The 18,388-nt window shown below is 31.6% G+C and carries 22 protein-coding genes; 17 read left to right on the forward strand and 5 right to left on the reverse strand.

Annotated features, from left to right (window positions below):
- Positions 1–10: 10 nt before the first annotated feature.
- Entirely contained in the window at positions 11–1,018 is a 1,008-nt protein-coding gene (locus R6X41_RS12360) for an LLM class flavin-dependent oxidoreductase (RefSeq protein ID WP_318500648.1), read from the reverse strand.
- Positions 1,019–1,263: 245 nt separating this feature from the next.
- On the opposite strand from R6X41_RS12360, the gene R6X41_RS12365 reads away from it, so the two are divergent.
- The 10 genes from R6X41_RS12365 to R6X41_RS12410 all read left to right on the forward strand — a co-directional run bounded on the left by R6X41_RS12365 (position 1,264) and on the right by R6X41_RS12410 (position 8,127).
- Positions 1,264–2,601 (forward strand): glycoside hydrolase family 1 protein, encoded by a 1,338-nt coding sequence (locus tag R6X41_RS12365; protein WP_318500649.1) that lies wholly within the window; start codon positions 1,264–1,266, stop codon positions 2,599–2,601.
- Positions 2,602–2,751: 150 nt separating this feature from the next.
- On the forward strand, positions 2,752–3,276 hold the full coding sequence (locus tag R6X41_RS12370) for a DUF4251 domain-containing protein (protein ID WP_318500650.1): 525 nt from the start codon (positions 2,752–2,754) through the stop codon (positions 3,274–3,276).
- Between the two features lie 63 nt (positions 3,277–3,339).
- Positions 3,340–3,675 (forward strand): septal ring lytic transglycosylase RlpA family protein, encoded by a 336-nt coding sequence (locus R6X41_RS12375; protein WP_318500651.1) that lies wholly within the window; start codon positions 3,340–3,342, stop codon positions 3,673–3,675.
- Between the two features lie 109 nt (positions 3,676–3,784).
- Positions 3,785–4,240, forward strand: a complete 456-nt coding sequence (locus tag R6X41_RS12380) for an SRPBCC family protein (RefSeq protein ID WP_318500652.1) — start codon at positions 3,785–3,787, stop codon at positions 4,238–4,240.
- A gap of 135 nt (positions 4,241–4,375) precedes the next feature.
- Positions 4,376–5,341, forward strand: a complete 966-nt coding sequence (locus R6X41_RS12385; protein WP_318500653.1) for a YheT family hydrolase — start codon at positions 4,376–4,378, stop codon at positions 5,339–5,341.
- 270 nt (positions 5,342–5,611) lie between these two features.
- Positions 5,612–6,220, forward strand: a complete 609-nt coding sequence (locus tag R6X41_RS12390) for a tetratricopeptide repeat protein (RefSeq protein WP_318500654.1) — start codon at positions 5,612–5,614, stop codon at positions 6,218–6,220.
- Positions 6,221–6,309: 89 nt separating this feature from the next.
- The gene (locus R6X41_RS12395) at positions 6,310–6,702 is read left to right on the forward strand and encodes a VOC family protein (protein WP_318500655.1); all 393 of its coding nucleotides are present in this window, start codon (positions 6,310–6,312) and stop codon (positions 6,700–6,702) included.
- A complete protein-coding gene (locus tag R6X41_RS12400) occupies positions 6,699–7,106 on the forward strand; it encodes an SMI1/KNR4 family protein (RefSeq protein ID WP_318500656.1) in 408 nt (135 codons plus the stop codon). The genes R6X41_RS12395 and R6X41_RS12400 overlap by 4 nt, the downstream gene beginning before the upstream one ends.
- 103 nt (positions 7,107–7,209) lie before the next feature.
- A complete protein-coding gene (locus R6X41_RS12405) occupies positions 7,210–7,494 on the forward strand; it encodes a hypothetical protein (RefSeq protein ID WP_318500657.1) in 285 nt (94 codons plus the stop codon).
- A gap of 69 nt (positions 7,495–7,563) precedes the next feature.
- The gene (locus R6X41_RS12410) at positions 7,564–8,127 is read left to right on the forward strand and encodes an alpha/beta fold hydrolase (RefSeq protein ID WP_318500658.1); all 564 of its coding nucleotides are present in this window, start codon (positions 7,564–7,566) and stop codon (positions 8,125–8,127) included.
- 111 nt (positions 8,128–8,238) lie between these two features.
- On the opposite strand, the gene R6X41_RS12415 is transcribed toward R6X41_RS12410, so the two are convergent.
- Positions 8,239–9,324 (reverse strand): choloylglycine hydrolase family protein, encoded by a 1,086-nt coding sequence (locus R6X41_RS12415; protein ID WP_318500659.1) that lies wholly within the window; start codon positions 9,322–9,324, stop codon positions 8,239–8,241.
- A 541-nt stretch (positions 9,325–9,865) separates the two neighbouring features.
- Here R6X41_RS12415 and R6X41_RS12420 point away from each other — a divergent pair.
- Entirely contained in the window at positions 9,866–10,780 is a 915-nt protein-coding gene (locus R6X41_RS12420) for an NAD(P)-dependent oxidoreductase (RefSeq protein ID WP_318500660.1), read from the forward strand.
- On the opposite strand, the gene R6X41_RS12425 is transcribed toward R6X41_RS12420, so the two are convergent.
- The 3 genes from R6X41_RS12425 to R6X41_RS12435 all read right to left on the reverse strand — a co-directional run bounded on the left by R6X41_RS12425 (position 10,767) and on the right by R6X41_RS12435 (position 14,059).
- Positions 10,767–11,567, reverse strand: coding sequence for an aspartate dehydrogenase domain-containing protein (locus tag R6X41_RS12425; RefSeq protein WP_318500661.1), 801 nt, complete (start codon positions 11,565–11,567; stop codon positions 10,767–10,769). The genes R6X41_RS12420 and R6X41_RS12425 overlap by 14 nt on opposite strands.
- Before the next feature lie 443 nt (positions 11,568–12,010).
- Positions 12,011–12,511 (reverse strand): DUF4920 domain-containing protein, encoded by a 501-nt coding sequence (locus tag R6X41_RS12430; RefSeq protein ID WP_318500662.1) that lies wholly within the window; start codon positions 12,509–12,511, stop codon positions 12,011–12,013.
- Positions 12,512–12,709: 198 nt separating this feature from the next.
- Entirely contained in the window at positions 12,710–14,059 is a 1,350-nt protein-coding gene (locus R6X41_RS12435) for a dihydrolipoyl dehydrogenase family protein (RefSeq protein ID WP_318500663.1), read from the reverse strand.
- Positions 14,060–14,269: 210 nt separating this feature from the next.
- On the opposite strand from R6X41_RS12435, the gene R6X41_RS12440 reads away from it, so the two are divergent.
- The 6 genes from R6X41_RS12440 to R6X41_RS12465 all read left to right on the forward strand — a co-directional run bounded on the left by R6X41_RS12440 (position 14,270) and on the right by R6X41_RS12465 (position 18,377).
- Entirely contained in the window at positions 14,270–14,941 is a 672-nt protein-coding gene (locus R6X41_RS12440; RefSeq protein WP_318500664.1) for an HAD family hydrolase, read from the forward strand.
- Between the two features lie 97 nt (positions 14,942–15,038).
- Positions 15,039–15,578 (forward strand): GNAT family N-acetyltransferase, encoded by a 540-nt coding sequence (locus tag R6X41_RS12445; protein ID WP_318500665.1) that lies wholly within the window; start codon positions 15,039–15,041, stop codon positions 15,576–15,578.
- Between the two features lie 271 nt (positions 15,579–15,849).
- Complete coding sequence (locus R6X41_RS12450; protein ID WP_318500666.1) at positions 15,850–16,254, forward strand: hypothetical protein; 405 nt, start codon at positions 15,850–15,852, stop codon at positions 16,252–16,254.
- A 73-nt stretch (positions 16,255–16,327) separates the two neighbouring features.
- Positions 16,328–16,669 (forward strand): YciI family protein, encoded by a 342-nt coding sequence (locus tag R6X41_RS12455; RefSeq protein ID WP_318500667.1) that lies wholly within the window; start codon positions 16,328–16,330, stop codon positions 16,667–16,669.
- Positions 16,670–16,678: 9 nt separating this feature from the next.
- Positions 16,679–17,137: a DUF1569 domain-containing protein gene (locus R6X41_RS12460; RefSeq protein ID WP_318500668.1), complete on the forward strand. Its 459-nt coding sequence runs from the start codon at positions 16,679–16,681 to the stop codon at positions 17,135–17,137.
- A gap of 4 nt (positions 17,138–17,141) precedes the next feature.
- Positions 17,142–18,377: an RNA polymerase sigma factor gene (locus R6X41_RS12465; RefSeq protein ID WP_318500669.1), complete on the forward strand. Its 1,236-nt coding sequence runs from the start codon at positions 17,142–17,144 to the stop codon at positions 18,375–18,377.
- Positions 18,378–18,388 lie beyond the last annotated feature (11 nt).

Below are 18,388 nucleotides of genomic sequence, written 5' to 3' on the forward strand. Positions count from 1 at the left end.
ATTAGAAATTTTAAGATGTGAAAATTTCACTCAAAATTTCATAAGATCGTTTTCGCGCATCATGATCATAAATATGAGACACAACTATAAGTTCTTGTACTTGAGTTTTTGATATAAACTCTGAAATTTCATTTTCAATCGACTCTTTAGATCCTATAAAAGTATAATGCATCATATTTCTAATCATTGCTTCTTGTTGCTCGTTCCATACACCATCCATAGATTCTATTGGTGGTTGTAACGGACGACGAATATTAGTAATAATTCCCATAGCTAATTGTAATAAACTAGTAGACAAAACCTGAGCTTCTGCATCTGTTTCTGCAGCAATTACATTTACACACGCCATACTATAAGGCTTTTGTAAAGCTGAAGATGCTTCAAACTGATTATTATAAATATGAAGCGCATTAAATAATTGAGCAGGTGCAAAATGACTGGCAAATGCATATGGCAACCCTTTTTTTGCAGCTAACTCTGCACTAAAAGTACTAGATCCTAATAAATATATAGGTACATCTAATCCTTCACCCGGAACAGCACGAACAGCTTCATCTGGGTTTTCGTTTGAAAAATAGTGTTCTAATTCCTTTATATTATTCGGGAAATCTTGAACACTTTCTTGGCGCTCGCGACGCAATGCCATCGCAGTACGTTGATCTGTTCCAGGAGCTCTTCCTAAACCTAAATCTATCCTATTTGGATACAAAGTTGCAAGTGTTCCAAACTGTTCGGCAACAACTAATGGTGCGTGATTTGGTAACATGATACCTCCAGAACCAACTCTAATAGTTGAGGTTCCTTGAGCCACATAGCCTAACAACACAACAGTTGCAGAACTTACAAGTGTATCCATATTATGATGTTCAGAAATCCAAAACCGTGTATAACCTAAACGTTCAACATGTTGCGCCAAATTCAAAGAATTCTGCATAGATTCTAGGTGTGTGTGGCCTTTCAAGACAGGAACCAAATCTAATACTGAAAATTTTATATTATTTAAGTTTACTTTACTCATAATTTATAACTTTATTTTGGTAATAAAATTGTTTTGTTTTCTGAAATTCAGAATATTAAATACAATTAAAATGCATACCAAATATAAATCAAATCTATGAAGATTAAAACCAAGTCGTCTTAAGTAAAACTTAATCTATTCTTAAAGTTTAGGTTTTATGTCGTTGCACTTAAAAGTTTACATTTAAAGATTAAAATAGCTGCGTTTATTTATAAACACTCATCGCTTTTTGAAAATAAAATCACGTGAAATCAAAACATTTTCCAAAGCATTTTAAATGGGGCGTCACCATTTCTTCTTATCAAAATGAAGGCGCACATAATTCGCATGGTAAAGGACCATCAATTTGGGATACCTTTACAAATCATAGTCGTTTTAAAAAAGGAAATGGAAATCGTGCTACCGATTTTTACACCAACTATAAAGAGGATCTTCAAAAAGTAAAAGCTCTTAATTTAGATTGTTTTCGTTTCTCATTATCATGGTCACGAATATTCCCTTTAGGTATTGGAGATGTTAATCCCGAAGGTGTCGCCTTTTATCATGAGGTTATAGACAGTGCTTTAGCATTAGGAATTGAACCTTGGATTACTTTATATCATTGGGATTTACCACAAGCCTTGCAAGATCAAGGCGGTTGGACCAATCGTGAGATTTTAAATTGGTTTGAAACCTATGTTGAATTTTGCACTCAAGAATTCGGAACAAAAGTAAAAACATGGATCATCTTAAACGAACCTATGAGTTTTATAGGTTTGGGCTATTTTATGGGCATGCATGCTCCAGGCAAAAAAGGACTTAAGAATTTTTTACCTGCTGCTCATCATGCAACGCTTTGTCAATCTTTAGGAGGAAGAATTGTTCGGAAAAACGTAGCAGATGCACTAATAGGTACTACATTTTCCTGCTCGTTTGTAAAACCTATTAACAGACGCGTATTGAATAAAAAAGCAGCAGTTAGGATTGATGCATTATTAAATCGTTTTTTTATCGAACCTGCTTTAGGTTTAGGCTATCCTAAAGATGCAATTCCGGGATTAAATAGAATTGAAAAACATTATTTACCTGGTGATGAAGCCTTAATGCCTTTCGATTTTGATTTTATTGGTGTGCAATACTATTTTAAAATTGTTGCTAAATTTAGTTTGCTCCCTCCTGTTCTATTTGCTTCCGAAGTCCCTGCCGAAAAAAGAGATGTTAAAATAAACGCTATGAACTTGGAAATTTATCCGAAAGGATTATATAAAATGTTGGAGAAATTTAATCAATATTCAGGTGTAAAAAGCATTTATATTACGGAGTCTGGAGTGTGTTTTGAAGATGAGTTAAAACAAGGTAAGGTAAATGACACAAATCGCATTAATTATTTTAAAAAAACGTTTAAATACACACTTAAAGCTATTGAAAACAACATCCCCGTTAAAGGTTATTTTATTTGGACATTAGTCGATAATTTTGAATGGGCTGAAGGCACAAAACCACGATTTGGTATTATTTATACCGATTTTAATACACAAAAACGCGTGATAAAAAAATCGGGATTATGGTTAAAATCGTTTTTAAGCAAGCGAAATAAAAATTAATTTTAATAAAAAAACTATCATCTTATCACTTTAAAATAAGAGATTTACACGTGATGATATCAAAATTTAAGACTAATAATTATAAAATCTTAAATCAGATTCTTTACCTTGGTATACCATTTGTTATGTTCAACTAAAACAAATATCATCATGAAAAAATATATCATATTAATAGTGGTTTTGGTTTTCGGAATGCAATTGACATTCTCACAAACAAAATCAGAAAAAAAAGCAGAGAAGAAAGAAAAGCAAGAACAAGATTATGCTGCAATGAAAACGCTTATCGAAACCGAACAATTCACTTTTGAGGGCAATTGGGCAACTACCCAAAGTGGTAGACGTATTAATTTAATTGGAAATCCTAATTTTTTAGTTCTTGACAAAACCACTGCTAAAGGTGATTTACCTTATTTTGGAGTTGTACAAATGACATCTTACGGCGGAGGCGGTGGTATTAAATTTGATGGTAGTATAAAGGATTATAAATTAAATTTTAACGATAAAAAACGTGTAGCAACCATTACATATTCAATTAATAATAATTCTGAAAATTTCACAGTTACAATCCGTGTTTTTAGTCTAGAGTCAGCTTCGGTAGTTGTTTTCAGTAGTTATAGAAATAGCATAACTTACAATGGAAGCATTACAGCTTTAGATGCTGAAAAAGAGGACTAATTTTAAAACACCTGACTATTCACCTTATACTTACGGATGATATATATAATTAGAATTTTATGCATGGCTTGTTTTTTATTAGGAAGTCAAATTTCAATGGCACAATCTACATCTACAGGAAATGCATCATTTTATAGCAACTCATTACAAGGTAAAAAAACAGCAAGCGGCGAACCATACAAAAAAAACAAACTAACAGCAGCCCATCGCACTTTACCTTTTAATACTAAAGTAAAAGTCACCAATTTAAGTAACAATAAATCGGTTATTGTAATAATTAACGATAGAGGACCACATAAAAAAAGTAGAATAATAGATGTATCTGAAGCTGCTGCAAAAAAAATAGATTTAATAGATCAAGGTATTGCTCAAGTAGAAATTGAAGTGTTAGAAGATTAACATTATTATGTTTTTTTTTAATGATAAAATATTCCAAATAGCTAAAGAAAAATTCTTATCCTTATACAGGATTAGTTATTCAACCAACAACTTAAAACTATTCAAATAAATGGGAGTATATCAATTTAAGCGCGAACAGTTTTTCAATCAGCCTATAGAAATCTTATGGGCGTTTATTTCTAATCCTAAAAACCTTAAGACCATAACACCAGATTATATGGGATTTGATATAGTTACAGAAGATTTACCAGACACCATGTACGAAGGCATGATTATTAACTATAAGGTATCCCCCGTTTTAGGTATAAAAACAACTTGGGTTACCGAAATTACGCACGTAAAGGACAAACATTATTTTGTTGATGAACAACGCGTTGGCCCTTATAAAATTTGGCATCATCAGCATTTCCTGCAAGCCACAGAAGGCGGAACTTTAATGAAGGATATAGTTACCTACCAACCCCCTTTTGGTTTCTTGGGCAGTATTGCCAATAGCATACTTATAAAAAAAAAGCTAGAAGAGATTTTTAACTATCGCAATACTGTTTTAAACAAGTTATTTTAAAATTAAATTCATTTCCATAGTCAAACCAACTTTTAGAATTCTAAAGTGTTTTGAGAAATCATAACCAAATTAAAAAAACACCTATTTATATCTCAGTTATGTATAAATTGGCACCTACAATAACGTCTTTTATAAATGCCTTTAATAGCACATTCTAAATATCAAGCACCATCGTTAATAAATAGAAACCCACATTTTTCTACTATTTATGCTGCTAAATTTAAACACGTTTCAATACCAGATTACAAAACTGAAACCTTGGAATTAAGTGATGGCGATTTTCTAAACATCGACTATATATTAAAAGACAGTAAAAAGGCCGTTATTCTATGCCACGGTTTAGAAGGCGATTCTCGTAGAACTTATAATAACAGCTGTGCACATTATTTTACAGAACGCGACTTCTCTGTATTCGCTTGGAATAATAGAACGTGTGGCGGACACATGAACCGCTTACCCAAAATGTATCATCATGGTTCTATAGACGATTTAGATGCTGTCGTTCAATTTGTGTTTAGTCAAGGTATGGAATCCGTTTACCTCATTGGTTATTCTATGGGTGGAGCACAAGTCTTAAACTATTTAGGTTCCGAAAAATTAGATTCTCGAATTATTTCGGCTGTTGCAGTCTCTGCTCCTACACATATTAAAACGTGTTCGGATACTTTAAAATTAGGTTTCAACAAGGTATATTTAAACACTTTTAAAAAAGAAATCACAAATAAGTTAAAACATAAAGCGAAGCAATTTCCTGACTTAGCCAATATAGACAAAATAAAATCTCTGTCTTCGTTTGATGAAATTGACGATTATTTTACGGCACCATTACATGGCTTTACAGATAGAGAAGATTATTACAAACGTGTATCTCCGGAATTTATATTGAAACATATTACCACACCTGTACTTATTATAAATGCTTGGGACGATCCGTTTTTAGGCGATCGTTGTTATCCTGTTTCTCGTGCTAAAGACAGTAAATTCGTGTATTTAGAAACCCCAAAATATGGTGGTCATTGTGCATTTCCCTTAAAGAATTCGCCTTATTCGTATGCAGAAGTCCGTGCTTTCGAATTTTTCACCACAACACCCACAGACTAAAACCTGTAATAACAATCAAATCTTGTTGGATATGTTTCCGGTGCAGGTTCATTATTTCCTTGATACACATATAAACAAGACGTTCCTAATTCAAAAAACAGCCTTTACTCCTATTCCTATTAAACGATGCTACAGATCATCCCTTCTCTTTTACCATAAACAGCCTTAAGAATACCTATTCCAAAAGATTCCCTATATTTATTAAGAAATGATTCAGAAAAGTTCTCGCTGTTCTTAAAATACCAAAACATTAGTCATAATTTAAAACGAATGAAAGTAAAATTCACATTCTTCTTAATTCTTATAATTAATCTGTCCCTTTATTCACAAACCATTACTGAGTTAATCGTTGAAAACAGAGTCGAACTCTTTAAAGAAAACACAATTAAAGCTGAAAAAGGAGATTCGAAAGCGCAATACGATTTAGGTCAGATGTATCATTATGGTGTAGGAACAAAAAAAGATGACATAAAAGCTTTTTATTATTATGAAAAAAGTTCCAATCAAGGATATTTAAATGGCTTATACGCTGTAGCTACATCTTACTATTCCGGAGATGGTGTAAAACAGGATAAAAAAAAGGCGCTTCAATTATTTACACAATGTTCTGAACAAGGTGATTATAATTCTAAATTTAACTTGGCAAACATGTATTTTTATGGAGAAAATACAGAAATAGATTTAGAGAAATCTTTTGATTTATATAGCCAATGTGCAGAGAATGGAAATCCTGATTCTCAGACTATTTTAGGAATGATGTATTATAATGGATTTGGGACTAAAAAAGATATCGATAAAGCTAAAAAACGGCTAAACAAAGCAAGTAAAAATGGTAGTGAAATGGCAACTCAGCTTATAGAAGAAATTAAAAAAAATTGAAGAATATAAAGTGGCAACACAACAAAGGAAAAAAGATAAAACGATTCTAATCGATATAATCTACCTTTAATAAACTAAAAACTAATCGCATGGAATTTGACAGAACCGGACTAATAATATACACGATTAAATATAAAGAGTGTGTTGCTTTTTACGAACACATTCTGGAATTGAATAAATTATTTGAAACTAAAAATTTAACATGTTTTGAATTCGGAACCTCCTATTTAATGATCGAATTAGATGAAGAATATAACGGACATCAAACAGAAATAGAACGAACTAAAACGTGTATACGTATGAATGTTCCAAATGTTAAAATGCTTGCTGATAAACTAATTTCAAAAGGACTGGAAGTTGATTATCAAGAACATTCTTGGGGAATTATAGCTAAATTTTTAGATCCTGATGGAAATTTATGTGCCTTTAAAGACAGTGAAAAATTTGAGCAACAGATTGCCGATTTTAAAATATTGAAATGATTAAAAAAGAATATCTAAAAACGTTTTCCAATAATTCTGGAATTACCACAAATAAGTTGGAGTCCTTAAAATTTCCAAAAAACCTGCCTCAAGACTACTTAGAATTCTTGATAATTTTTAATGGTGGTGAAGGTTTTGTAGGAGAAAATTATTTGGTTCTCACTAAAGCGGAATCCCTTTTACAATTAAATATGGATAGCGGAATTGATACTTTTGATAACCAAATATTTCTTATCGGCGGAAATGGAGCTTCAGAAGCTATTGCTATCGATTTCAGAAATGATAATCCCAAATATATTTTATTACCTCTTATATTTGAATATGATGCAATACTAGAACTTGGAGCAACAATCGAAGACTTGTTTGCTCACATATTCGAAAAAGGATTTTTTAAAGAAGAATAAATCATAAAAAAGAATCACTTTACACCTCTAATTTAATAAATTACAGACTACTCAATAGTCCAATAAACTGTATTGTGAATTAGTAAAACACAGCTTTAATTCTATGAAAAAAGAAATCTTAACAATCGTTCTATTAACTATATTCTGCTTCACTTTTCAAGGCTGTAAAGAACAGACTAAAAAGGAGCTTAAATCTGAAAATACTTCGATAAAAATAGACACCCTTTTAACACCAATAATTGGTGGAATAAAACAAGTTGTTGAAATTAAAACTGATGATTCTAACAAGCCCATCCTTTTATTTTTATCTGGTGGTCCTGGTAGTTCTATGATAAATATTGCCTCCAATTACACTAATATTCTAAAACAGAAATTTACTATTGTCTAATGGGATCAAAGAGATGCAGGAAAAACATTAACTCTAAATTCGTCTCCTATTCAACCCACTGTAGAACAGATGGAGCAGGATGCTTACCAAGTTGTGAATTTTGTGAGAAAGGAATTAAATCAAGAAAAAATATACCTTCTGGGTAGTTCTTGGGGAAATGTTTTAGGTTTCTATATCGTTGAAAAACATCCGGAATTACTACATGCTTATTTTGCTGTAAATCCTGTTATAAGTCAGTTAGCAAGTGAAAAATATTTACTTCAAATTTTAAAAAATAAATTTACAGAAAACCCTATTGCGACTAAAGAATTGGAAAGTGTAAATATTCCTTTTAAAACAGACGAAGACTTATTTTACATCAGAAAATGGCTTTTTTATAACGAAGGAAAAACGTTTGTAACCAGTGATGAATTCAAAAAAGGGTTTCTTAAATGGTCGGAATCATGGTCGCCAGTTTGGAACGAAGTCATGGAAATTGATTTACCTAATACCTTAAAAAAAGTAGATTGTCCTGTGTATTTTTTGGTTGGCAAAAACGATATTCAAACATCTACAGAAATTACACAGAATTATTATAACGAATTAATAGCACCGCAGAAAGCTATATTCATGTTTGAAAATTCTGGCCAATAGTTGCATTACGATGAACCAGAAAAATTTCAAAACACAATAATTCAAATCTTAGAAATAGAATAGTCACTTAAATAAAAATTTAAATAACTTAATATCAAAATTCCACTAAATTTAATTAGCAGTTACAGTTTCATATGTTCTTGGAGTATTAGATTTTATAACCATAATTTTTCCGTTAGCTTCTTTTAAAATGTCTTTCACATCAACTTTTTTAATAGATGGATTATTATACGTTTTATAGTAATAAGCGCCATTTTGTACATCTGCGGCAGCTGTCCATACGGTATATTCAGATAAAGACCCTGTTTTTTCTTTCTGTTTAACTATACCAATTGGAATGTCGAAATTATTTAAAATATGGAAAGCTCTAAAAATGCCCTCTTCTTCATCTTTACAAGGCTCTGCCGCATTAACAAAAGCAGTTGCTCTTACAAAACGCGAAACAGATGTACAATCTCCAGGTAAGCCTAACATTCCTGACCCTTCACTAAGTGGTGTGAATTTCTCACCATTTAAGGTAATACCATTAACGTTATCTGGTGTAAGGTTTACATAATTTCTTAAATTGGTAAGATGCCAATCGTAAGACGGGTTGTTAGTCACGACATTTACGGTGTTATCAAATATTTTTAAGCCATCTTTACTATACTCTATTACTATCGATTTTCCTGATTTATCGGTAACCGCATAATGAAGTGGAGCTTCTCCTTGAATTTCTGAAATATAACTTCCAACAACAGTAACATCTTTTAATCCTGCAATAACTTCGTCTACAGTAGAGAAACTTCCTAAAATAAAGTTACCCATTTCTTCACTAGAAACTGCTTTTGATTGATTATCTGGTGTTAGTTTTTCATAAACTGCAAAGCCACTAAAATAGAAACTTCCCATATATAATCCAGCTTCGTTTATACCATCTATTACAATATTTTTTCCAGCAGCATTCATTCCCGTAAAGCCATATTTAGCTTTCATTTTGTACCCCACTTTTTCTGTTACAGAACTTAAAAAATCAATAGATGTTCCTTTTGGAATGACTAAAATATCAGATTTAAGGTCGAAGCCAAATTCTAATGTTCTTGCGACAATTACAGAACCATTTTCAGTCCTAATGACAATTCCTGTACAAGCGAAACTAGATTGAATACATAGAAAATAGCATAAAAACATTAACGTGAAAACTTTTTTTACTTTCATAATATACTTAGTTTAATTATCAAGATTACATAGCCTTAATTGTTTTGATGTCGATATGTAAAGACATTAAACACCTTTCAGGTAAATTTTAGTGGATTTATCACTCAAAAATAGCTAAATCAGTTGATTATTAACATTTTATTTCCTTGTGTTTTAAATTATTATTCAGCTATAATAACTCATCAATTTTAGAGTCACTTTATTGAAAATATTTTAAAATATAAGACTTCAAACCTTTTGTATAATACTACACGGTTTGCGAGTACTTTCGATATCGTTTTTCGTATAATTATATCCTACTAAGAATCTTTGGATTTCGTAATTTTACAAAAAAGAATTTCAATTTTATTTTCAAGATTAGAAAACTCATATTTTACAAATGGTATTATGATAAATCTTAGGACAAAAATTAAAGATAACCTGGAGAAATGGATATAACTATTGAACAGAAATCCAGCAAAATCAAGTCTTATCTCTAATCACGATACAAGCATTATATTATAATTTTTATAAAAAAACAATTTAAAATTACAGACAAATTATGTTCAAGAAACTTGTAGGAATAGATCCATTACAATTAATTCCATCGGCTAATAAAGCATTAGAATCTTTTACAGAGAATCTGATATTACACACAGATATCCCTACCAGCATAGACGAAATTGTAATGCGTATTGGTGATGCTGATGCCGTTTTATTAAGTCATAGAACACATTTAGGCCATGAGGTTATGGAGCGCTGTCCAAATCTAAAATATATTGGAATGTGCTGTTCGTTGTATTCTCCAGAAAGTGCAAATGTAGATATTAATTATGCTCATTCTCGTGGTATTACTGTAAAAGGGGTACGCGATTATGGAGACGAAGGTGTGGTAGAATATGTAATTAGAGAATTGGTAAGTTGTTTTCATGGTATGGGAACGACTTCCGATGGAAATCCAAGATCTCCATGGGATGGCATTCCTAGAGAAATTACAGGATTAAAAGCCGGTATTATAGGTTTAGGAAAATCTGGTGGCATGGTTGCAGATGCCTTACATTTTTTTGGTGCAGATATTAGTTATTTTGCCCGTAGTGAAAAACAAGAGGCTCAAGAAAAAGGTTATGAATTTTTACCATTAGACCAATTACTTGCCCAAAATGAAGTAATAATTACTTGTTTAAACAAAAATACAATTTTGTTGCACGAAGCAGAATTTAATAAATTAGGTAATCGCAAGATACTATTCAATACAGGATTATCCCCTGCTTGGGATGCCGAACCTTTTAAAAAGTGGCTAAAAGCAGGCGATAATCTTGTGTATTGTGATACACTTAGCGCTTTAGGTGATGAAGCACTACTAAATAATCCTAATGTTAATTGCTTACAAATATCTACAGGTAGAACCCGTCAGGCATTTCGCAGATTAAGTGAAAAAGTCTTAGATAATTTAACCGCTTACACTAAAATGCAATAGGCGAAGTAATATTTCTTAAGGTGTTAACAACACTCCAGCCAGCAATTTGTGCCGTTTTACTATAAACGTCAATAACGGCATGAATTTGCTTGCTTTTTATCTCGATACGATGATCATCTCCAACATAATCGGGGATTGAGTTAATTGAAACCTTTACATTTTCAGGACCTGTAGATGCCAATGCAGCCGCGACAGAAACGTTTACCTGTCTAGGAAAAAGTGCGATGGCTTCAATAGCATTTCCTTCAAAAACTTTACGTTCTTCGGTTTCTAAATCCTCATTATAAACGGATGTATTTCTTAGAGGTCTCGGACCTTTTGTAGTCTTAAAAGTTACTGTGCTCTCTTCCATTAGAGATACTGTTCTTAACACATCAAACCCTCCAATAGCCCCAGATGCAAGATGTACCCTTGTACCATTTTCTGAAGCTGTTTTTTTAACTAATTCATAAAAATCAGCATCAGCAAGTGCACCTATAGAAAGTGTAACTATAGATGATCCGTTTTTTAAGGCTGGAAGTGCTAATTCTCTTAAAGAATCTGGTGAGGCTGTTTCTACAATGTAATCTGGTTTTAAGCCAAGTAATTCTTCTAACGAATGACATGGTTTACAACTATCATCTTTTTTTAAATTTTGAATTTGGTTTGCTAAACGCTGAGCGTTTTCAAAAGTTCTTGAATACGTACCAATAATTTTATAATCGGGTAATAGCCCCTTATTTAAGGCTTCTACGACAATACTTGCAAGTTTCCCGCAACCTACAATAGCCAAAGTTTGTGTTCTCATAAAAGCAAACATATAGCTTTTTTAAATGAAAAGCCAATGATTTCACCTTTCTAAATATTCTCTTTATTTAAAGTGATTTTATAAATAAAAATCGATAGAATTAAACTCTAATCATGTGAAGTAATTTCATTTTAAACTTGTAATTCTGTACACTAGTAGATTTGAAATAGCAGATGGTTTTATTTCTTATTCATCTTTGTATCAATATTTAAAACTAAAAAATAATGCGTACAAAAAAGTATGGTTTATCACAGAAACATCTAAAAGTTTAGGTTTGACTATAAAAAAACTAGAACAAGGGTATCGTGTTTCATTTAACCAAGAAGGATAAGTAAAATAATGATCTTTGAATCTTTAAAAAATCGGTTTAGATCGATTTTATTTCTTTCATTTTTACAGACAGATAGTTCTAAAAATGAAAGAAATAAGAATTAAGAAGTTTATTAATTAAGTAAAACACCATCAGCTTCAAAACGGTATTCAAATTTAGGATCTGTAATTGCTGCAATTTGGTCCTCAGATTTACCGGCATCTTCTGCGTAGTGTCTAAGTTCATCAACAGACGTTTCAGTCACAAACGCTTTTCCGTTAATTATAACATCTCCTTCAGCGTTTAAAGGCATAAAAAAACCGTAATCTTTAAATTTAACCATTACTTCATTTTCTCCATCTACGTTTAAAGTCATCCAACATCCTTTTTTAGAACACACTTCAATAATTTTTCCAGTCATTTTAGAATTAACAGTATCACCAACTTTTAAGTTTTTATACTGCTCCATTATATCTTCAGAAGTTAAAACATCTGAATCATTTATTTCTTTTCCAAAAGATGCATAAGCTATCTCTGGTTTAACGTCTTCAACCACAATTTCTGAGGTCTTAGATTCGTTTTTACAAGATAAAATAGTTAAGCTAATTGCTAAAAGTAAAATGATTCTTTTCATTATTTATAGGTTTTGAATTGTTATCGTATCACAAACTTAGACAATTTAAACCTGAAATACATAAAGGCGAGATGTCTTTAGGAACTTCAAGTTTTAAAACATATTAATGGAATAGTTCTTAAATATCCCGATGCGTTTGTTTTTAGTAAACTAAAATTATATTCATTTTACCAGTTATGCATTTTAAATCAGACTAATTTACAACATCGATTTAATATCGTTAGCCCAAGACGGGTATGTGAATATCATATTTTTAACAGCTTCGGCAGTCAATTTAAGATTTATTGCCATCGTAAATAAGTTTATAGTTTCTGCTGCATAAGGACCTAAAATATGAGCACCAACAATTTGATTGGTACGTTCATTAATTAAAATTTTGTATCCATATGTTTTCTCATTACTACGTTTGGCATTATACCAATCGGGAACAAATTCATGCTTAACTATAATGTTATTATATCTTTTTTTAGCATCTGATTCAGACAATCCAACAGAAGCTAAATTTGGCAAAGTGAATACCACAGAAGGCACATTAGGAATCTCGATCTCTTTTCGATTTCCATTAATAATATTTTCCGAAACCACTTTAGCTTCTATACCAGATAACGGGGTAAGCGGTATACTATGATCTGAAACATCGCCACAAGCGTATACATCTTTATTTGTAGTATTTTGCAAATAAGCATTCACAGTAACACCTTTATTTGAGTAAGCAACTTGGCCATTTTCTAGATTAAGCTCACTAATAGCGGGAACTCTCCCAGCAGTGTTAAAAACCATTCGCGCTTTTATAGATAGACTTTCATCTTCATTTTTATAATGGACGCGATAGTTTTTACTGAGATCTTCTATCTTTAAAATTTCAGAATCGAAAATAAATCTGATGCCTAGTTTCTTAGAAATAGTAACCAATTCTGAACTTAGATCAGAGTCAAATGCATTTAAAGCACTACTACCCTGTTCTATAACTGTGACTTGAGATCCATACCTCGCGGCCATATGAGCGAATTCCATACCTATGTATCCAGCACCAATTAATATAATGCTTTTTGGAAGTGTTTTTAGTTTCAGAAAATCATCACTCGTTTTTATAAAATTAGCACCTTCTAAGGTTAATGTTCTAGGGATTAATCCAGTTGCAATAACTATTTTTTTGGCGATAATGGTTTTTCCTTCAACAGAAAGTGTGTTTTTATCCAGAAATTTAGGAGATTGATGATATAAAGAAACACCTAGTTCTACTAAATTATTTTCTGTTCCCGCGGGCACTTTGTCTGTAAATTTCTTTTTGAATTTCTGGTTATCATTCCAATTTAATTGGGGTAATGTTGAAATACCTTTTCCGTTAAGATTAACTGCAAGATCTAAAACTTCTGTTGGTCCCAAAACTATTTTTTTAGGATCGCAACCTCTGTTTGCACAAGTTCCACCAAATTCACGATTATCTGCTATAGCAACGGTTAAACCTGCTTTCGCACAGGTTCTCGCGACAGAGCGGCCAGCAACGCCACTACCAATTACAAAAACATCATATTCTTTATATTCCATAATTAAAATTATGCTTTTAGAATACTATGGATTGACTTGAATGCTATTAAAATTGACTTGAAATTATTGTACATGACATTTCTCTACTTCTCAAGTTTAATAACAACTTTAATCCGTAACTTAATTTTGTATTTTTACAGATAAATGGGTTTGTTTTAAGGAGATATTATTTACACTCTCAAAAAAGTTAATCTTAATTTGAAAAAAAAATTGGAAGAGAAAATTCTTATCGTTTTTGACATTGATGGAACCTTAACGGATAGCGTTAAACAACATCAAAAAATATTTACTGAAATATTATTTGATGTTGGTGTACTGTCTATAAATTCTGAATTTAAAACATTTAAGCATCATACGGATTCGTATATCGCAAAAGTAATTTACGAAAACGATCAAAAGGAACTATTTTCAGAAGCTAAAGTCATTCAATTTGAAAATGGCTTGACTCAGAAAATAAAGTACGAAAGCATACATGAGATTAACGGAGCTAAAAAGCTAATTGAATTACTAAAGCATAATCCGAATTTTGGCATTTGTTATGCTACTGGATCTCTTAGAAGAGCAGCAGAATATAAATTAGAATCCATCGGAATTACATTTGACAGAAAACAATTAGTAGCTTCAGATGATATTTACGAAAGAGAGAAAATTGTTCGAAAAGCAATTGATAATGCAACCGAGTATTATAACATTGAAAAATTCGATAGGATTATTTCTGTTGGAGATGGACTGTGGGATTTGATAACCGCAAATAATTTAGGGCTAGAATTTATCGGTATCGGATTAGCAAATAAAACTGAACTCATTGAAAATGGAGCTAAAATTGTTTATGAAAATTTACTAGATTTTATATCCTTTGAAGAACATCTCCTATCAAAATAAACCAGGAGTTCGCGTGTTAAATAAAGACAAGATTATCCCCTTATAGATCATTATCCCTTTTATCAAGAACATTATTGAATACTTAAAAGCAAAATACATGAACATATTCGCAGAGACAGAACGGTTTATTTTAAGAGAAATACTTCCATCAGATATTGACGGTATGTATGAACTGGACTCCGATCCTGAAGTTCATAAATTTTTAGGAAATAACCCTGTAACGAATAAGGACCAAATTATTGATGTTATAAAGTTTATTAGGCAACAATATTCCGATCATGGCATTGGCAGATGGGCTATTATTAACAAAGAAACTAATGCATTTATAGGTTGGACAGGATTGAAATATATAACAGAACTTACTAATAATCACCAAAACTATTACGATCTAGGCTATAGATTGATTAAAAAATACTGGGGACAAGGTATTGCAACCGAAACTGCTTTTGCATCTTTAGAATATGCATTTAATACACTTAAAACTAATCACGTTTATGCCATAGCAGATTGTGAACATATAGGTTCAAATCGTATATTAAAAAAAGTAGGTCTCACATGTATTGAAACGTTTAACTACGATGGTGATAAACATAATTGGTATAAAATTGACAAAGTAGAATTTGACAATTTAAAATAGAAACAGATACCTAAAATATAATTTCACTCCACAGTACTCATTCGAATATTTGATTTAAAGATTTACAAATTTTCTATTAATTGTTAAACACTTTCGGCACCGTACTCTTACTCTAAAAAAGCTAAACCACTTTACAGAAAGTGTTTGTCCAACATATTTTTATGTTTATAGACGTTACAAATAGACATTTTATTCGGTTTTTATTTGCTAAATTAGTTGCTTAAACAACACCTATATTGCACTATAATAATCGTTGCAAAATGTTGTAAACATGAAAATTATAAACTACATAGCCATTTTTTCTTTGATTGTAATCTTTTCATCATTTCAAATTACGAGCTTGAAAACGTCTGATTTGTTATTTCAAAAATGGGTTTACGAAGGTTATCAAAATGGAAACCTGCTTTATGAAAGTCAATTGGATTTTACAGAAGACAAAGCTGGAATTGAATTTAAAAATAACGGTACGTTATCTCTAAAACAGAATTCTGGCAGTTGCGGCACACCTCCTATTACATATAAAACTATTTCTGGAACTTGGAAAAACATTTCAGACTCCATACTCGAAATAGAATACAAAAATTGGAGTGGCTTAACTAAAGATACTTTGCAAATAGTAAATGTTTCTAAAACTAAACTGACTTTAAAACAAATTCATACAGTAAGAAAAAATTAAAAAAAGTATTAATCATGTCCTATTTTAAAACATGCAATCGTTATAAGGGTATAAACCTTAAAATTAAGAGATTATGAAAGAATTTATGATGATTTTCAGAAACGAACAAAGCGACCAACCAAAACCACCACCAGAACAAATGCAAGCCATGATTAAACAGTGGCAAGATTGGATTGGTGGAATCGCAGCCCAAGGAAAATTTGTTAGCACCAACGCATTAGGGTTCGATGGGCAAACAGTAAACTCAAATGGTGTGGTAAGCGATGGACCTTATGCAGAAATTAAAGAAATTATTGGAGGTTATATTATTGTAAAAGCAGACCATCTTGCTGATGCCGTAAAACTTTCTGAAGGTTGCCCAACCCTTTTAATGGGTGGCAAAGTAGAAGTTAGAGATGTCATGGTAATTAAATAACAAACAAAAATGGCTCTACCCAATATATTTAATACAGACGTTTCAGAACACATAATACAACGCATTAATAATTTGAAACCAGAAGTCCAACCGCGTTGGGGAAAGATGACTGTTTCAGAAATGTTAGCACACTGCAACGTTACTTACGAAATGGTCTATGAAGACAAACATCCGAAACCAAATTTTTTAATGAAAGTGATAATGATTGCTTTTATAAAAAAAATAGTAACAGGTGAAACCCCTTTTAAACACAATGGGCAAACTGCTCCTGCATTTAAAATTAAAGATTCAAGACATTTTGAAACAGAGAAATCTAGATTGGTTGAATACATCAATAAAACGCAAAAATTAGGTAAAAGTAATTTCGACAATAAAGTATCTCATTCATTCGGAAAATTAAGTATTACCGAATGGAATAATATGTTTTACAAACACTTGGATCACCACTTAAATCAATTTGGGGTGTAATTTTATGCAAGAACAGGAACTCATTCCTCATTTATTTAAAACAGAGTACAGGAAAATTATTTCTGTACTCTGTAAATTCTTTGGCATCGTAAATATTGAAGTTGCAGAAGATATTGCAAACGATACATTTCTATTAGCTTCAGAAACTTGGGGTTTAAAGGGCGTACCCGAAAACCCTACCGCCTGGCTTTATACTGTCGCCAAAAATAAAACCAAAGATTATTTTAAGCGTACAAAAATCTATAATGAAAAAGTTGTGATAGCGCTTAAAAAAACCGAACCGCTTTCCAACATACAAGAACTAGATCTTTCTGAAGACAACATAAAAGACAGTCAATTGCAAATGTTATTTACCGTTTGTAACCCTATAAACAGCAATGAATCTCAGATTGCTCTTGCCTTAAGAATTCTCTGTGGCTTTGGTATCGATGAAATTTCAAATGCACTTTTAAGTACAAAAGAAACAATCAATAAAAGGCTTTATAGGGCAAAATCAACATTAAGAAAAAACAGTGTTGATTTATCTTTTCCTTCAAATATAGATTTGGAGAAAAGAATGGACAATGTACTTTCAATAGTCTATCTGCTATTTAACGAAGGCTATTACTCTTCAACTTATTCGGATACAATAAGTAAGGAATTATGTATTGAAGCCATGCGCCTACTTTACATACTATTAGAAAACGACCAAACAAATACTCCAAAAACCAATGCGTTAATGGCATTATTCTGTTTTCATGCTTCAAGATTCGATGCCAGATTTGACAAAAAAAGACAACAGATTATGTATGATGACCAAGACAAAACCATATGGGACGAAAATCTGATAAAGAAAGGTGAAATCTATCTTAACCAATCGGCAAAAGGTGAACACATATCAAAATATCATTTGGAAGCAAGCATTGCGTTTTGGCATAGCAGAAAGGAAATTGACGTAAAAACAAAATGGAACAATATTCTTCAATTATACAATCGGCTTTTACAACTTGAATATTCTCCCATTGCTGCCTTAAACAGAACCTACGCTTTAGCAATGGCCGAAAACAAAAAAATAGCATTGACAGAAGCTTTAAAGATAGACTTAAACCAAAATTACCTATACCATTCTCTTCTAGCTGAGTTATATAAAGGAATTAACACACAAAAACAGATTGCGCATTTAGAATTAGCCATGAAACTGACAAAAAATGAAAATAATAGAATTTTATTAAGGAACAAACGCGATGCAGCCAATGGCTAATACGTGAAGGT

The sequence above is a fragment of the Formosa sejongensis genome (genome assembly GCF_033447105.1).
In the GTDB taxonomy this organism is placed as follows: Bacteria; Bacteroidota; Bacteroidia; order Flavobacteriales; family Flavobacteriaceae; genus Formosa.

What these genes read in the sequence shown, in the direction of transcription:
- R6X41_RS12360 (WP_318500648.1), bottom strand. Translation starts at nt 1,018, where the DNA reads ATGAGTAAAGTAAACTTAAATAATATAAAATTTTCAGTATTAGATTTG.
- R6X41_RS12370 (WP_318500650.1), top strand. Translation starts at nt 2,752, where the DNA reads ATGAAAAAATATATCATATTAATAGTGGTTTTGGTTTTCGGAATGCAA.
- R6X41_RS12375 (WP_318500651.1), top strand. Translation starts at nt 3,340, where the DNA reads ATGGCTTGTTTTTTATTAGGAAGTCAAATTTCAATGGCACAATCTACA.
- R6X41_RS12380 (WP_318500652.1), top strand. Translation starts at nt 3,785, where the DNA reads ATGGGAGTATATCAATTTAAGCGCGAACAGTTTTTCAATCAGCCTATA.
- R6X41_RS12385 (WP_318500653.1), top strand. Translation starts at nt 4,376, where the DNA reads ATGCCTTTAATAGCACATTCTAAATATCAAGCACCATCGTTAATAAAT.
- R6X41_RS12390 (WP_318500654.1), top strand. Translation starts at nt 5,612, where the DNA reads ATGAAAGTAAAATTCACATTCTTCTTAATTCTTATAATTAATCTGTCC.
- R6X41_RS12395 (WP_318500655.1), top strand. Translation starts at nt 6,310, where the DNA reads ATGGAATTTGACAGAACCGGACTAATAATATACACGATTAAATATAAA.
- R6X41_RS12400 (WP_318500656.1), top strand. Translation starts at nt 6,699, where the DNA reads ATGATTAAAAAAGAATATCTAAAAACGTTTTCCAATAATTCTGGAATT.
- R6X41_RS12405 (WP_318500657.1), top strand. Translation starts at nt 7,210, where the DNA reads ATGAAAAAAGAAATCTTAACAATCGTTCTATTAACTATATTCTGCTTC.
- R6X41_RS12410 (WP_318500658.1), top strand. Translation starts at nt 7,564, where the DNA reads ATGGAGCAGGATGCTTACCAAGTTGTGAATTTTGTGAGAAAGGAATTA.
- R6X41_RS12415 (WP_318500659.1), bottom strand. Translation starts at nt 9,324, where the DNA reads ATGAAAGTAAAAAAAGTTTTCACGTTAATGTTTTTATGCTATTTTCTA.
- R6X41_RS12420 (WP_318500660.1), top strand. Translation starts at nt 9,866, where the DNA reads ATGTTCAAGAAACTTGTAGGAATAGATCCATTACAATTAATTCCATCG.
- R6X41_RS12425 (WP_318500661.1), bottom strand. Translation starts at nt 11,567, where the DNA reads ATGAGAACACAAACTTTGGCTATTGTAGGTTGCGGGAAACTTGCAAGT.
- R6X41_RS12430 (WP_318500662.1), bottom strand. Translation starts at nt 12,511, where the DNA reads ATGAAAAGAATCATTTTACTTTTAGCAATTAGCTTAACTATTTTATCT.
- R6X41_RS12435 (WP_318500663.1), bottom strand. Translation starts at nt 14,059, where the DNA reads ATGGAATATAAAGAATATGATGTTTTTGTAATTGGTAGTGGCGTTGCT.
- R6X41_RS12445 (WP_318500665.1), top strand. Translation starts at nt 15,039, where the DNA reads ATGAACATATTCGCAGAGACAGAACGGTTTATTTTAAGAGAAATACTT.
- R6X41_RS12450 (WP_318500666.1), top strand. Translation starts at nt 15,850, where the DNA reads ATGAAAATTATAAACTACATAGCCATTTTTTCTTTGATTGTAATCTTT.
- R6X41_RS12455 (WP_318500667.1), top strand. Translation starts at nt 16,328, where the DNA reads ATGAAAGAATTTATGATGATTTTCAGAAACGAACAAAGCGACCAACCA.
- R6X41_RS12460 (WP_318500668.1), top strand. Translation starts at nt 16,679, where the DNA reads ATGGCTCTACCCAATATATTTAATACAGACGTTTCAGAACACATAATA.
- R6X41_RS12465 (WP_318500669.1), top strand. Translation starts at nt 17,142, where the DNA reads ATGCAAGAACAGGAACTCATTCCTCATTTATTTAAAACAGAGTACAGG.